Annotated in this window: 14 protein-coding genes; 3 read left to right on the top strand and 11 right to left on the bottom strand. The window is 59.9% G+C overall.

Features of this window, described 5'->3' with window-relative positions; all coding sequences use genetic code 11:
- Positions 1-35 precede the first annotated feature (35 nt).
- Together rhlE1 and yedA are read right to left on the bottom strand one after the other, a co-directional pair.
- Positions 36-1370 carry an RNA helicase RhlE1 gene (rhlE1, locus tag ACA059_RS27720; protein WP_497631711.1) on the bottom strand — a complete coding sequence of 445 codons (1335 nt, stop codon included), beginning with the start codon at positions 1368-1370 and terminating at the stop codon, positions 36-38.
- A gap of 65 nt (positions 1371-1435) precedes the next feature.
- Positions 1436-2362 (bottom strand): drug/metabolite exporter YedA, encoded by a 927-nt coding sequence (gene yedA, locus ACA059_RS27725; RefSeq protein ID WP_497631712.1) that lies wholly within the window; start codon positions 2360-2362, stop codon positions 1436-1438.
- 163 nt (positions 2363-2525) lie between these two features.
- On the opposite strand from yedA, the gene ACA059_RS27730 reads away from it, so the two are divergent.
- Positions 2526-2978 carry an Lrp/AsnC family transcriptional regulator gene (locus ACA059_RS27730; protein WP_497631713.1) on the top strand — a complete coding sequence of 151 codons (453 nt, stop codon included), beginning with the start codon at positions 2526-2528 and terminating at the stop codon, positions 2976-2978.
- A 124-nt stretch (positions 2979-3102) separates the two neighbouring features.
- Here the strand turns inward: ACA059_RS27730 and ACA059_RS27735 are convergent, their stop codons facing one another.
- From ACA059_RS27735 to ACA059_RS27750, 4 genes are all read right to left on the bottom strand, one after another.
- Positions 3103-3651, bottom strand: coding sequence for a BRO-N domain-containing protein (locus tag ACA059_RS27735; RefSeq protein WP_497631714.1), 549 nt, complete (start codon positions 3649-3651; stop codon positions 3103-3105).
- Between the two features lie 321 nt (positions 3652-3972).
- On the bottom strand, positions 3973-4584 hold the full coding sequence (locus ACA059_RS27740; RefSeq protein ID WP_046048736.1) for a 3'-5' exonuclease: 612 nt from the start codon (positions 4582-4584) through the stop codon (positions 3973-3975).
- A gap of 22 nt (positions 4585-4606) precedes the next feature.
- Positions 4607-5086, bottom strand: a complete 480-nt coding sequence (locus ACA059_RS27745; RefSeq protein WP_010467410.1) for a LabA-like NYN domain-containing protein — start codon at positions 5084-5086, stop codon at positions 4607-4609.
- A gap of 204 nt (positions 5087-5290) precedes the next feature.
- Positions 5291-6052 (bottom strand): DUF2076 domain-containing protein, encoded by a 762-nt coding sequence (locus tag ACA059_RS27750; protein ID WP_497631716.1) that lies wholly within the window; start codon positions 6050-6052, stop codon positions 5291-5293.
- A 178-nt stretch (positions 6053-6230) separates the two neighbouring features.
- Here ACA059_RS27750 and ACA059_RS27755 point away from each other — a divergent pair, with 178 nt between their 5' ends.
- Together ACA059_RS27755 and ACA059_RS27760 are read left to right on the top strand one after the other, a co-directional pair.
- A complete protein-coding gene (locus ACA059_RS27755) occupies positions 6231-6905 on the top strand; it encodes a YciC family protein (RefSeq protein ID WP_497631717.1) in 675 nt (224 codons plus the stop codon).
- 116 nt (positions 6906-7021) lie between these two features.
- On the top strand, positions 7022-8101 hold the full coding sequence (locus tag ACA059_RS27760) for an endonuclease/exonuclease/phosphatase family protein (RefSeq protein WP_497631719.1): 1080 nt from the start codon (positions 7022-7024) through the stop codon (positions 8099-8101).
- A gap of 123 nt (positions 8102-8224) precedes the next feature.
- Here ACA059_RS27760 and ACA059_RS27765 read toward each other — a convergent pair whose 3' ends face one another.
- From ACA059_RS27765 to ACA059_RS27785, 5 genes are all read right to left on the bottom strand, one after another.
- A complete protein-coding gene (locus ACA059_RS27765) occupies positions 8225-9061 on the bottom strand; it encodes an ABC transporter ATP-binding protein (RefSeq protein WP_497631721.1) in 837 nt (278 codons plus the stop codon).
- Positions 9049-9852: an ABC transporter permease gene (locus ACA059_RS27770; protein WP_008149230.1), complete on the bottom strand. Its 804-nt coding sequence runs from the start codon at positions 9850-9852 to the stop codon at positions 9049-9051. Before ACA059_RS27770 ends, ACA059_RS27765 begins: the two co-directional genes overlap by 13 nt.
- A 9-nt stretch (positions 9853-9861) precedes the next feature.
- Positions 9862-10848 carry an ABC transporter substrate-binding protein gene (locus tag ACA059_RS27775; protein ID WP_497631722.1) on the bottom strand — a complete coding sequence of 329 codons (987 nt, stop codon included), beginning with the start codon at positions 10846-10848 and terminating at the stop codon, positions 9862-9864.
- A 361-nt stretch (positions 10849-11209) separates the two neighbouring features.
- Positions 11210-12580 carry an aspartate aminotransferase family protein gene (locus ACA059_RS27780; protein WP_497631723.1) on the bottom strand — a complete coding sequence of 457 codons (1371 nt, stop codon included), beginning with the start codon at positions 12578-12580 and terminating at the stop codon, positions 11210-11212.
- A gap of 31 nt (positions 12581-12611) precedes the next feature.
- The gene (locus tag ACA059_RS27785) at positions 12612-14105 is read right to left on the bottom strand and encodes an aldehyde dehydrogenase (RefSeq protein WP_497631724.1); all 1494 of its coding nucleotides are present in this window, start codon (positions 14103-14105) and stop codon (positions 12612-12614) included.
- Between the last annotated feature and the right edge of the window lie 46 nt (positions 14106-14151).

The raw sequence follows: 14151 nt of genomic DNA on the forward strand, positions 1-14151 counted from the left end.
GCTCGCGAAGGCGGCCTAACAGACGCCGCGTGTATTCAAGGCTTCTTCTTGCGCGGTCCAGTATTAAACACCGGCACCTTGCGCACAGGCTTGATCGAAGGCTCCGGCGCCGAAGCATCCCCACTCTCAACCCATTTACCCAAGTTACGTTTACTACCACTGGAAGTCTTCGGCTTCTTCGGTTTTTTCGGTTTCTTCACCACCTGACCGCTGGCATCGGTATCCGGCACCCGATGCTCAGGCTCGAAGTCATGTTCCATCTGGCGAGGCAATGTCTGACGGGTTAACGTCTCGATGGCCGACAGCAGATTCACTTCATCGGCGCAGACCAGCGAAATCGCCTGCCCGGTTGCACCCGCGCGACCGGTACGGCCGATCCGGTGGATGTAGTCCTCCGCCACGATCGGAAGGTCGAAGTTGACCACCAATGGCAAATCTTCGATATCCAGACCACGGGCCGCAACGTCGGTGGCCACAAGAATCTGCACTTCACTGGCCTTGAAACGGTCCAGTGCGCGCTGACGGGTCGCCTGCGGTTTATCGCCATGGATGCCGTCGGCATTGATGCCCAGGCCCTGGAGTTTTTCCACCAGCGCGTCCACACCATTGCGGGTCTTGGCGAACACCAGCACCTGCTTCCACTTGCCCTTACGCATCAAGTGAACGAACAGTTCAGGCTTGCGCTTCTTGTCCACCACCACGACCCATTGCTTGACGGTGCTGGCAGCGACGTTGCGCGGGCTGACTTCGATGCTCAGTGGATCGTTGAGCATTTGTCCGGCCAGCAAGCGGATCGCATCGGAGAAAGTCGCGGAGAACAACAGCGTCTGACGTTGCTTCGGCAGCACGCGGTAAATATTCCCCAGTTCCTCGGAGAAACCCAGATCAAGCATGCGATCGGCTTCGTCCAGGATCAGGGTTTGCAGCTGATTGAACTTGAGGGCCTTCTGGCGATACAGGTCGAGCAAACGACCTGGCGTCGCCACCAGCACGTCAACACCCTTGCGCAGCTTCATCATTTGCGGGTTGATGCTGACGCCGCCGTACACCGCGTAAGTGCTCAACGGCAGATTCTCGGCGTACTGACGCACGGCTTCGTGAACCTGTTCGGCCAATTCGCGGGTCGGCACCAGGATCAGTGCGCGCACGGAGTTAGACGCCACCTTCGGCCCTTCCATGGCCAGCAATTGCAGGAGCGGCAGCGCGAAGCCGGCGGTCTTGCCAGTCCCGGTCTGGGCGGCGGCCATCAGGTCGCGACCGGCCAGCACCGCCGGAATGGCTTGCGCCTGAACCGGCGTCGGGGTCTGGTAGCCGAGCGTCTCGAGAGAACGCAGCAAGGGTTCGATCAGGCCAAGGGTGGCGAAAGTCATGGGATTACCGTAGGAAAATTCAGCGCGGTTGTGCAAAACGAGTGTGCAATGGCGCGCAGTTTACCCTAATTCACACGGGATTCTGTCGGCACAACAACGGCGGGCCGTTCAGGCGCACGGCGCCACTGTGGCAATCCGATCAGCACCACGGCGCTGATGATTACCGCCATGGCCAATGCTTCCTCGATACCGATGGTCTCGCCGACAAACACAATCCCCAGCAACACCGCCACGGCTGGGTTGACGTAGGCATAACTGGTGGCTGCCGCCGGACGCACATGTTTCAACAGGTACATGTAGGCGTTGAAAGCGATGATCGAACCGAAGAAGGTCAGATAGGCCAGGGCCGCCCAGCCTTCGATCGGCGGCATGGCTTCCAGATGCTCACCGCTTACCGCACTGCCGATCAACAGGACCACGCCGCCCACCAGCATTTCCACGGCACTGGCCATCGCGCCTTGGGGCAGCGGCAAGTGTTTGCTCCACACCGAACCGAAGGCCCAGGAAGCTGCCGCGAATATCAGCAATGCGGCGCCCAATGGGCTCGATTGCAGGTTGGAACCGAGGTTGAGCATGGCAATGCCGATCAGCCCGAGCACAATCCCGGCCCATTCGAGACGGGTATTACGCGCGCCCCAGAAATATCCGCAGAGCAAGGTAAACAGCGGCACCGTCGCCACCGCCAACGCAGCCACACCCGAGGCGACGCCCATGTGTTCGGCCACGCTCACTCCGCCGTTACCGCACGCCAGCAGCAAAATCCCGATGATCCCGGCGGCTTTCCACTGCGCCCAGGTCGGTGCCGGCGCCCCGCGCCAACGCAGGAACGCATACATCAACGTCCCGGCGATCACGAAGCGGATACCGGCGAGCAGCAACGGCGGCCAGTACTCCACACCGATGCGAATCACCAGGTAAGTCGAGCCCCAAATCACGTACAACGCGAAAAAGGCAGCGATCAACGGTAAGGGAAAACGACGTAAGCCAGGCATGGGGCAGCTCGTAGGCAAGGCAAGTGAACAGCTATTCTAGAAAGGCCAGCGGCGTAAAATAAGTTACAAAACCTGTTTATAGCGCCGGTACACTTTTCAAAACACGGAGATCACCGCTATAAACCGTGTTTTCGAAAGTCAGTCATTTTTCAGGAATACGACCATGGATAAATACGACCGCATGCTCCTCAGCGCCCTGTTGGAAAACGGTCGTGCGTCCTACGCCGACCTGGCGCGCAAGGTCAACCTGTCCGCCCCCGCCGTGGCCGAGCGCGTGGCCAAACTCGAAGCCTGCGGGGTCATCACGGGTTACCAGGCGAAAGTCGACATGGCCAAGCTTGGCTTGCCGATCCAGTGCGTGATCGAACTGCGCCTGAACCAGCACGGCAACCAGAAGGCCTACGACGACCTGATCAAAATCCCACAACTGACCGAATGCCACCGGGTGACGGGTGATCCGTGCGTGATCATGCAAGCGGCGGTGGGTTCGATGCCGGAGCTGGAAGAGTTGATCAATCGCATTGCCAAGTTTGGCTTCAGCAAAACGTCGATTGTGTTGTCGAGCGCGATAGATAAGCGGGTGCCGTTGGGGCAGTTGGAAGGGAATGGTAAATAGCGATCCCGTAGGAGCTGTCGAGTGAAACGAGGCTGCGATCTTTTGATTTTGCTCTTTAAAAACAAGATCAAAAGATCGCAGCCTCGTTTCACTCGACAGCTCCTACAGAAGTTCAGCGGTATCGTCAGAATCCGCGAACGCCGCTATATCCGGCGCCTAGCAAACACTGCATATCTTTCAAACGAACCCAAGGCTCTGTCCGCCAATGCAGCAGGCTTAACGTTCCCCCCGCCCACTCCATCAAGCGCAAACTCGGCGCCTGATTCGAAGCAACCCCGCCACCGTCCCGCAGCATCGGCACCACGTGATGGGTCAGCCAACGCCGCAGATTCCGGTTCTCCGGGCAGTAGTGATAGACCAGCATCGCGTACACGCCGGATTCGCTCAGCATCAATGTTTCCTGGGGGGCGTCGCTTCCAGACAAACACATCATCCGGCGCTGGTCCGCATCAAGCTTGAGCGCGTACCGGCCGTTTATATCCACGCCCATTAAACGGCCGATATCTCGGGCGCAAAACCACGCCTCGGCATGCAGTAACAGTGCTTTTAGTTGGATGTGATGACGGATGAATGTTTGGGGGACGAAGTGAGCTTCTCTTGAAGCTGGTTGCACTATTTCGGACTGATCTGAGTCAGCACTGCTATCAGGGATATTGAGGGTAGCTTTGACCATGGGCGAATCTCCGAACCAAATATGCCTCCAACGATTCGGGCTTGCAGTCCCGGTTGCTGCATTGGCAGCAACGGTCAAAAGGTTATCGATGCCCCAGATGAGGGGCAAGACAGACATTCCCTAAAATTCGGTAGGACCGATCATCGAATCGGAGGCGTCGTTAACACCAATCTATTTGCCGCAGGAGATCCAATGTGGGAGCGGGCTTGCTCGCGAAAGCGTCGGCACATCCAACATAAATGTGACAGACAGACCGTATTCGCGAGCAAGCCCGCTCCCACAGGGGATTTGTGTTGTGTCCGAGGATTTTTGGGGTGTCAGTCAGAACCCGCGATGGCGCTTGAGATGCTCATTGATCTTCGCCGCCGGCACTTTCTGCAAGCTGACCAGCAGATCATGCGACAACTCCCGCAACCCATGCTTCTGCCGCAGTTCCTGAGCCAAATGCGCCGTCAGATTGGCGGCCATCTCGGCATCGGCCATGGCCCGGTGAGCTTTACCGGTGTGGGGCAGGTTGGCGAACGTGGTGAGAGTACCGAGTTTGTGGTTCGGCGCGGCGGGCATCAAACGGCGGGCGAGTAGCAGCGAGCAGGCGAAGTTCTGCAAGCGTGTGCGTTTGATACGCCCCAGCTCAAAGTCCCAGAACTTCTGGTCGAACGCGGCGTTGTGGGCCAGCAGCGGTGTGATGCCGACGAATTCGTTGACTTCGTTCATCACCTGCTCCGCCGATGGCGCGGTGCGCAGCATGGCGTTGCTGATGCCGGTGAGTTGTTCGATGAAGGCCGGGACGCGCACGCCGGCATTCATCAGGCTTTGGTAACGCTCGACGATGCGCCCCTGTTCAAGGATCACCACGGCAATTTCCGTGGCCCGGCAGCTGCTGCTCGGGGAGATCCCGGTGGTTTCAAAGTCGATGACTGCTATGCGTTCCAAACCTGTTTCAACTCCGTAAAAATCAATTCTTGAGCAGCAACGCGCCTTCGATCGGCACGTAGCGGCTGGCGGCGCGGATCAGCGAGTTGGCCGTCAGGCCCGGCACGCCGTAGGCCACGGCTTGCACTCCGTGCTTGGTGATGATGCGCTCCAACAGCATGTCGAAATCACCGTCACCGGAGGCCAGCACCACTTCGTCGACATGATCGGCGGCGTCCATGATGTCGAGGGTGATGCCCACGTCCCAGTCACCCTTGGCCGAGCCATCGCTGCGCTGGATGTAGGGCTTGAGCTTCACAATGAAGCCGAGGTTGCGCAGGATCTGCTGGAATTGCTGTTGTTTGCTGTCGCCACGATCGATGGCGTAGGCATAGGCCTCGACGATCTCGCCCTGTTTGCTGATATCAGCCCACAGCGCGGCATAGTTGAAATGACAACCATAGGCCTGACGCACGGTGTAATAGAGGTTCTGGACATCGGCGAACACTGCGATTTTTTTCACCGGTCATCCTCGTTGGCGCGCCGGAGCGCGGGCAGGATCAGGCACCAGGCCCGAAAAGTTGCCCAGTATGCCAGCCTGAAGGATTGTTCCGCGAATAATCGGCCATGTGGCGAGGGAGCTTGCTCCCGCTGGACTGCGCAGCAGTCCCTGTTTTTGGGGCCGCTTCGCGGCCCAGCGGGAGCAAGCTCCCTCGCCACAGGTGTATCAGACGAAGGAATCGTCGTCGCCGCCAAAGAACGATGAGCTGTCATCGCTGTAGTCGGCATCGGTAAAGCCGCCCTGATCACTGGAGTTGTCAGCCACGCGCTGATCATCGCCCCAGCCGTTATCACCGCTCTGATCATTGACCTGAGCCGGCTCTTCCTTGATAACTTCAGCCACTTCCGGCTGCTGATTGTGATGGAACAGGCTGCTGATGCCTTGCGCCAGCATCACACCACCGGCCACACCGGCGGCGGTTTTCAGCGCACCACCGAGGAAGCTGCTGCCGGCGGGCTGTTGCGGGGCGTAATTCTGCTGAGGCGGCGCTGCACCGAAGTTTTGCTGTGGCGGCTGCGAGTTGAACGACGGCCGCGCCGGTTCACGCCAGCCGCCACCGCTCGATGCGGGTGGGCTTTGGGTGGACGCTGGCTGCGGATCACGGGAACCGCCACCGAAAATGCTCGACAAGAAGCCGCCGCTGCTCGGTGCCGCAGCAGCAGCAGCCGGCTGAGTCTTGGCCGATTGCAGTTCGGCCTGCAATTGCTGGACTTGCCGGGCGAGCTGTTTGTTCTGTTCGTCGAGGCTTTTGAGGGCGGCCTCTTGCACCAGAATCGCCTGGGTCATGAAATAGCCCGCCGCGGGCTGGCGAGTCAGGTGTTCCTTGATCCGCGTCTCGGCCTGGGCGTCGCGCGGGGCTGAGTCCGTTTCGGCCTGTTGCAGCCGGGAAAACAGTCCATCGATCAGGGTTTGTTCTTCGCTGTTCATGGCGACCTCGTAGATTGCCGGGAATATCGTCGCCCTTACCCACTGTGGATAAGGTGCTCATCCGTAATGGAGGCTGATACAGGATGTTTCAATGGTCTTTACCGAACGTTTACGTTTGCGCCCCAAAGCGCTTCATCGGTTAAAGTGGGCCACTGCTTTCAACCTGCGATACCGACTGATGAATTCGTTCGATGTGCTGCGTGACTCTCTGTATTTCTTCAAGCGCAATCTGGGCCAGATCGTGCGGCTGTGCCTGCCGCTGGTGATCTTCGAGGCGCTGCTGCAACAAGTGGTCGATCACTCCACCGAGCCGGACAGCTTTCCCGGTATCAGCGTGATGGTCGGCTTGCTGGTTTATCCGCTGTACACCGCTGCGCTGATCCTGTTTCTCGATGCACGCAGTCGTGGGGAATCACCGCGCACTCGCGACCTGCTGGCGATGTCCGCGACCCTGTGGCCACGCTTCGCCCTGCTCACCGCGCTCAATACCTTGCTGATCCTGATCGGCCTGTCGCTGTATTTCCTGCCGGGCATCTGGCTGATGGTGACCCTGGCGTTTGGCGAGTACCTCCTGGTGCTGCGCGGCTTCGCACCGCTGGCGGCGATGAAGGAAAGCCTGCGCCTGACCCGCGGCCACTTCCTGCGCATTCTGGTGTGCATTCTCTGTGTAATGGGCCCGTTGTGGGTGCTCAAGGGCGCGACCCTTGCGGTCTATCCCGAACCGCAGAACCCGGTGATTTCCCTGCTGATCGACAGCGCCCACAGCTTCCTGCAATTGTTCGTCAGCGTGGTGCTGTTCCGCTTGTTCATGCTGATCGGCGAGGTGCCGGAAAAGATTGATCGACCTCTTTGAAGAACAACGCGCCCCCCTGTAGCAGCTAATTGATGTGCAGGCGGTTTCACTCTTGGGATTAAACCCGACGCTCGGTTATGCTCGGGCTCAACTTTTGTAACGCTATAAGCCGAGCCATGACCCGTCTACTGCGCTACACCCTGCTGGGCCTGTTGATCGTGACCGGCCTGATTGCCTTGCTGATCTACAGCCTGACCTGGCGCCCCGAAGCCAAGGAAGCCTTGCCGGTCAGTTGCAACGCCCAGGCACCGACGCTGGTGCCCGGTCAGGCACTGAAGGTGATGACCTGGAACGTCCAGTACCTGGCGGGAAAACGCTACGTGTTCTGGAATGACCTGGCAGCCGGCAATGACGAAAAACCCACGCCCGAAGACATGGCGTTCAGCCTCGATGAAGTGGCGCGGGTGATCCGCGACGAGCAACCGGATGTCGTGCTGCTGCAGGAGCTCGATGACGGCGCCAAGACCAGCGATTACCAAAACCAGTTCAAACTGCTTCAGGAGCGAGTCGCGGACCTGTATCCGTGCAGCGCTCACGCGTTCGACTGGAAAGCCGACTTCGTGCCTGAGCCGCACATCTTTGGCAGCGTCGGCCGACAACTGGCCACCCTCAGCCGCTACCAGATCGAACACGCTGAACGCCTGCAATTACCGGTCGGACCGGCCAACTTCATCACCCGCCAATTCAAACCGAAAAACGCCTTGCTGGTCACCTACCTGCCGTTGAGCGACGGCGGTCAGATGGCGGTGCTCAACACCCATCTGGACCGCGTAATCCCGCCAGACGAAACGCTGCAATCCCAGGTGACGGCCACGGTCAAAGTCCTCGACAAGTTCGAAAGCCGCGGCACGCCATGGTTGATCGGTGGGGACTTCAATCTGTTACCGCTGGGGCAATATCGACGCCTGCCCGACGAGCAACGCACGCCCTACTCCGCCGACAGCGCGCTGCATGTGCTGTGGGACAAATACCCGATGATCCCGACCAACAACGAAGCCAGCGGCATCGACCGGGCGCGGTGGCTGACTCATTACCCGAATGATCCGGGCTTGAACGGCCCGGACCGGACTGTCGACTACCTGTTCTACAGTCCGCGGATCAAACGGGTCGAGGCGACGGTGAGGCAGGACGACACCTTGCGGATCTCCGATCACTTGCCGGTGATCGCCCGTTTCCTGCTGCCTGCTGCGCCTTAAAATGCAGAAGTTGTAGGAGCTGGCGAAGCCTGCGATCTTTTGATCTTCAGCGAGTTCAGCTCCGCCAACAATCAGAATCAAAAGATCGCAGCCTTCGGCAGCTCCTACAGGGATTGCGCTGAATCAATGTTCCTCCTCCAGCTCATCATGCAATAGCCCGAAGATCCTGCGTTTCATGTCGATGAACGAGCGCTCCATGACCATGTCCAGGGTCCGTGGGCGTTCGATCGGCACGTCCAGAATCTGCTTGATCCGACCGGGCCGCGCGCCCATCACGTAGACCCGGTCGCCCAGCAGAATCGCCTCGTCGATATCGTGGGTCACGAACAACACGGTCTTCTTGCTGTTGCCCCAGACCCGCAACAACAGCTGCTGCATTTGCAGGCGCGTCTGGCTGTCGAGTGCACCGAAGGGCTCGTCCATGAGCAAGATTTGCGGATCGTTGGCCAGCGCCCGGGCAATGGCGACGCGCTGCATCATGCCGCCGGACAGCTGCTTGGCGTAGTTGTCGGCAAACCCGGTCAGGCCCACTTCGTTGACATAGTAATCAACGATCTCCTTGCGCTGAGCGGCGGCCATACCGCGACGTTTGAGGCCGAACTCGACGTTCTGGCGCACGGTCAGCCACGGGAACAGCGTATAGCTCTGGAACACCATGCCGCGATCCGCACCCGGTCCTTGAACTTGCTGACCACCGACGTAAATCTCGCCTTCCGTGGGCTCATTCAGACCCGCCGTGAGGTACAGCAAACTCGACTTGCCGCAGCCCGAAGGCCCCACCAGCACGGCGAATTGCTGATCCGGCACTTCGAACGACACCTGATCCAGCGCGGTGAACACGCCACCGTCGGGCTTTTGATAGCGAAGACTGACCTTGTCCACTTGCAGCCGTGGCGCGGCGTGCACCGGGGCGGCCTGTGGCGTGACGAAACGAGGGTTGACGGCGCTTACTGAGCCCATGCGGCGATCCTCAGACGGAGAAAACGGAACAGTTGATCGGTGACCAGGCCCAGCAGGCCGATGATCGCGATTGCCAGAAAAATCACATCCACTTGAAAGCCGCGCATGGCTTTAAGGCTCAAGTAACCCAGACCACTGGAAGCCGCGACCAGTTCGGCGACCACCAGGTAAGTCCAGGCCCAGCCCATGGTCACGCGCAAGGTGTCGAGCACACCCGGCAACGACGCCGGAGCGATCACATGCAGCACCGCATCGCGACGGTTCGAACCCAAGGTGTAAGACGCGTTGATCAGGTCCTTGGAGATGCCTTTTGACACGTCCGCGATCATCACCAGTTGCTGGAAGAACACGCCGAAGATGATCACCGAGACCCGCTGCTCCAGACCGATGCCGATCCACAAAATAAACAGCGGCACGAACGAAGTCACCGGTAGGTAGCGGATGAAATTCACCATTGGCTCAAGGAACGCCTGGACGATGCGAAAGCTGCCCATCAGCAACCCCAGCGGCACGGCCACCAGCGACGACACAATGAAGCCGACCATTACCACTTCGAGGCTGGCCCACACATGCAGGCCGAGCGTGCCGTCGCGGCTCAGGCGCACAGCGGCCTCAACCACCGCGCCCGGTGTCGGCAGGAACATGCCCGGCACCACGCCGCCGTAAGACAACCCGGCCCACAGGCCGACCAACAACACCCAGGCCAGACCGCTCGCGCTCCAGATCACCGACACCGGCAGGCCGGTCTTGGGCGTGATGCAGCGGCTCAGCCATGAATTGCGCTTGAACATGCAAACCTCCTAGAGCGGGCTGACGAAGCGGTTGTCGATCAGGTCGTCATTGCTGACGTTGTAGGGTTTGCCCTGCAATTCGCTGGCGGTCTCGTTGGCCAGTTTGATCAGCGGTTCGCTGTCGCCCGGTTTGCCCGGCGAGCCGAGGAGTTTTTCGCTCATGGCCTGATCGTAGAAGCGCACGCCTTGCGCGGCAGCGGCCAGTTCCTTCGGATCGGCGAGGTAACCGCCGACGCCTTTGGCCATGATTTTGTAGGCTTCTTCCGGATGATCCTTGGTGTACTGGACCGCCTTGTACAGACCGGCCACCAACGCCTTGACGTCTTCCGGCTGCTTCTCGATGACCGTGCAGTTGAGCGCGACCACGTCGACAATCACACCCGGCGTGCTGCTGCTGTCGATCAGCACCTTGCCTTGTTGCTTGCTGCGGACCATCGACAGGTGCGGTTCCCAGGTCACGGCGGCAGGCACGCGACCGGCGATGAACGCGGTGGCGGCGTCGTCAGCTGTCATGTTCTGCACGGTGATGTCACTCATTTTCATGCCGTGTTTTTTCAGCAGGTAAGACAGCCAGAACTGCGAGGTCGACCCTTCGTTCACCGCCACCGCCTTGCCTTTCAGCTCCTGCAGACTCTTGACGTCCTTGCCCACGAGCACGCCGTCGCCACCATGGCTGTCATCCAGTGCGGCCACCGCTTTGAAGCAGAATTGCGGACGGTACTTGAGCACCTCGTCGATGGTCGACGCCGAGCCCGACAATTCGCCCGAGGCTTGCGCGGCCATGTACATCGAAGCCTCTTCGACGACAGGCAATTCGACGGTCAAACCGTTTTCCTTGAAATAGCCCAGATCCTGAGCCAGGTAGAGCGTGCCGTAACCGACCCACGTGGTGTGGCCGATAGAGAGGGTGCCGGCCTGGGCGCTGGTAGCGACCGTCGCGGCGATGGCGGTGACCGCCAGTGGATGTGCGAAGCGGGTAAGCAAGGACTTGATCATGGAGCACTCCCAAAGCTGTTGATTTAGTTTTGTCATGGGCAGTACGGCCAGCGGCCTTGGAGAAGAGCTGCCACCTGAGGTCTCTGATGGACCTTTCGGTGAGCAGCGTTTGGCTGACTGGCGAGGTCGATGTTGGACCAAGGCCGGGATTAGGAAAATTAGGAAATATGTCGATGGGAGTGATGAAAAAACTGGGTAGCGCGCACTGCGAAAGGGCGGGGTTGGCGGGGGTGCACGGGGAGAGTGCAAAGCGCCATCAAAAGCAAAAGATCGCAGCCTTCGGCAGCTCCTACATAGGAATGCGATCCCCTGTAGGAGCTGCCGAAGGCTGCGATCTTTTTGGGATCACACCAATTTCAGATCAGAGCCGGCCGTATTCCTGCGCTGTACGATCAACGGCTTTCAGGGTTTTCCCCACCAACTCATCAACCTCTTCCCGACGGGCAATCAACGCCGGCGCCATGATCATCCGCCCCAACGTCGAGCGAATAATCACTCCCTCTTCAAAGCCAATCGTGCGGCAACGCCAGGCAATGTCGTTCTCATTGGCAAAGCGCTTGCGACTGGTTTTGTCCTCAGCCAATTGCAGCGCCGCGACCATGCCGACACCCTGAATATCACCCACCAACGGGTGATTGCCGAACACTTCGCGCAAGCACTGTTGCAGGTACGGCCCGATGTCGTCCTTGACCCGCGTCACCACCCCTTCATCGCGCAATGCCGTTAGGTTGGCGATGGCCACCGCCGCCGCCACCGGGTGCCCGGAGTAGGTCAAGCCGTGGGCAAATACCCCGCCCTGCTCCACCAGTACCTGAGCCATTTTCTTCGACAGAATCAGACCACCCATGGGGATGTAACCCGAGGTCAAACCCTTGGCAATCGACAGCGTGTCTGGCTCGAAACCGAAGTGCTCGTGGGCGAACCACTCGCCGGTGCGACCGAAGCCACCGATCACTTCATCGGCGCACAACAGCACGTCGTATTTACGGCAAATACGCTGAATTTCCGGCCAGTAACTCTCTGGCGGAAAGATCATCCCGCCCGCGCCCTGAAACGGTTCGGCGATAAACCCGGCGACCTTGTCCGCACCGAGTTCGAGAATCTTCGCTTCCAATTGCTGCGCCGCCCGCAGGCCAAATTCAGCCGGGGTCAGGTTGCCCTCGTGGGCGAAAAAGTACGGCTCATCAATGTGTTCGATGTCGGGAATCATGCCGCCCATTTCGTGCATGAACTTCATGCCACCGAGTGCCGTCGCCGCCAGGGTCGAGCCGTGGTAACCGTTCCAGCGACCGATCATGACTTTCTTCTCGGGCTTGCCGAGAATCGTCCAGTAACGACGCACCGTGCGGATCAGCACCTCGTTGGCCTCGGAGCCGGAGTTGGTGTAGATCGCGTGGCTGTAGTGCCCTGGCAACAGGCTGAACAGCAGCTCCGAGAGTTCGATCACCTGCGGGTGAGTGGTGTGGAAAAACATGTTGTAGTACGGCAACTGCTCCAGTTGTCGGGACGCGGCGGCGGCCAGGTCCTTGCGCCCGTAACCGAGGTTGGTGCACCACAGCCCGGACATGCCGTCGAGGTAACGCCGACCATCGTTGTCCCACAGGTGCAGGCGCTCGCCACGGACCATCACTCGAGGCCCTTCATCGTTGAGCGCTTTTTGATCGACGAATGCGTGGATGTGGTGCGCAGCGTCGGCGGCCTGGTAGTCGCGGGTTTCACGTGGTGTGGTCATCGCCAGTTCTCCGTTTTGTTATTAGCGGCTGTTATGAGCGCAGCTGAAACCAAGTGGTCTTCAACTGGGTGTATTTATCGAATGAATGCAGCGACAGGTCACGGCCGAAACCGGATTGTTTGCCGCCGCCGAAAGGCACGGTCACGTCCAGCGCATCGACGCTGTTGACCGACACCGTGCCCGCTCGCAATTGCCGCGCCACGCGGTGGGCGCGGTTGAGGTCGTCGGTCCACAGCGACGCGGCCAAACCGTAGACGCTGTCGTTGGCCAGTTGCAAGGCGTGGGCCTCATCATCGAACGCCGTGACCGCCAGCACCGGGCCGAACACTTCATCGCGAAACAGCGGCATGTCCGGCGTCACGCCGGTGAAAATGGTCGGCTGAATGAAGTTGTCGGAGCCGTTGAAAATCGACTGTCGACCGCCACAGAGTTTCGTTGCGCCTTGGCGTTCGGCCTGCTGGATGAACTTCATGATGCGTGCCGTCTGGCGGCTGTCGACAATCGCCCCGGCGCGGCTCGACGGGTCCAGCGGATCACCCGGCTGCCAGCGCTCGGCGTGTGCTTTGACGCGCTCGACGAACTCGTCATGAATCGAACGCTGCACCAGCAACCGCGAGTTGGCCGAGCAGACTTCACCCTGATTGAAAAAGATCCCGAACGCGGCTTTCTCTGCGGCGAGGTCGAGGTCCTGACAATCAGCGAACACCAGATTGGCGCTCTTGCCGCCGCACTCCAGCCACACCTGTTTCAGGTTGGATTGCGCGGAGTACTGCATGAAGTATTTGCCGACTTCGGTGGAGCCGGTGAACACCAGGCAATCGACGTCCGGGTGCAGACCGAGGGCTTTGCCGGTCTGCTCGCCGAGCCCCGGCAACACGTTCAACACGCCCGCTGGCAGGCCGGCTTCCAGCGCCAGCTCGGCCAGACGCAGGGCGGAAAACGGTGACTGCTCGGCCGGTTTTAGAATCACCGAATTACCCGCCGCCAACGCGGGTGCGAGTTTCCACGCGGCCATGTCCAGCGGGAAATTCCATGGCACCACGGCAGCGACCACGCCCAGCGCTTCGCGGGTGATGGTCGCCAGCACGTTCTGCGCGCTGGGGGCGATCTGGTCGTAGAGTTTATCGAGGCTTTCGGCGTACCAACGAAACACTCCGGCGGCGCCCGGTACGTCGATGTTGTAGGCGTCCATCACCGGTTTGCCCATGTTCAGCGAGTCGAGCAGCGCCAGTTCTTCGCGATGGGTCATGATCAGATCGGCCAGGCGCAACAGCACTTGCTTGCGCTCATTCGGCGAACGCGCCGACCAGGTTCCGGCCTCGAACACGTGCCGCGCATTGCGCACCGCGGCGTCCACGTCTTCATCGCCGCACGCGGCCACGTTGGCCAGGCACTGGCCGGTGGCGGGGTTGATCGCGGCGAAGGTCTGCCCCGACTGCGCCGCACGGGGTTTGCCGTCGATCACGGCCTGATCGGGAAACCGCAGCGCAGCAGCTTTGTTTTGCCAGAATGTAAGCTCGAACACGTTCAGATGCTCCATGGGCTTTCTTGTGGATTGGATGGTGGCCCAG

The organism is Pseudomonas sp. LBUM1647 (assembly GCF_059716175.1).

Excerpts from the sequence above, each read along its gene's own strand:
- rhlE1 (WP_497631711.1), bottom strand. The coding sequence starts at position 1,370 with ATGACTTTCGCCACCCTTGGCCTGATCGAACCCTTGCTGCGTTCTCTC.
- yedA (WP_497631712.1), bottom strand. The coding sequence starts at position 2,362 with ATGCCTGGCTTACGTCGTTTTCCCTTACCGTTGATCGCTGCCTTTTTC.
- ACA059_RS27730 (WP_497631713.1), top strand. The coding sequence starts at position 2,526 with ATGGATAAATACGACCGCATGCTCCTCAGCGCCCTGTTGGAAAACGGT.
- ACA059_RS27735 (WP_497631714.1), bottom strand. The coding sequence starts at position 3,651 with ATGGTCAAAGCTACCCTCAATATCCCTGATAGCAGTGCTGACTCAGAT.
- ACA059_RS27750 (WP_497631716.1), bottom strand. The coding sequence starts at position 6,052 with ATGAACAGCGAAGAACAAACCCTGATCGATGGACTGTTTTCCCGGCTG.
- ACA059_RS27755 (WP_497631717.1), top strand. The coding sequence starts at position 6,231 with ATGAATTCGTTCGATGTGCTGCGTGACTCTCTGTATTTCTTCAAGCGC.
- ACA059_RS27760 (WP_497631719.1), top strand. The coding sequence starts at position 7,022 with ATGACCCGTCTACTGCGCTACACCCTGCTGGGCCTGTTGATCGTGACC.
- ACA059_RS27765 (WP_497631721.1), bottom strand. The coding sequence starts at position 9,061 with ATGGGCTCAGTAAGCGCCGTCAACCCTCGTTTCGTCACGCCACAGGCC.
- ACA059_RS27770 (WP_008149230.1), bottom strand. The coding sequence starts at position 9,852 with ATGTTCAAGCGCAATTCATGGCTGAGCCGCTGCATCACGCCCAAGACC.
- ACA059_RS27775 (WP_497631722.1), bottom strand. The coding sequence starts at position 10,848 with ATGATCAAGTCCTTGCTTACCCGCTTCGCACATCCACTGGCGGTCACC.
- ACA059_RS27780 (WP_497631723.1), bottom strand. The coding sequence starts at position 12,580 with ATGACCACACCACGTGAAACCCGCGACTACCAGGCCGCCGACGCTGCG.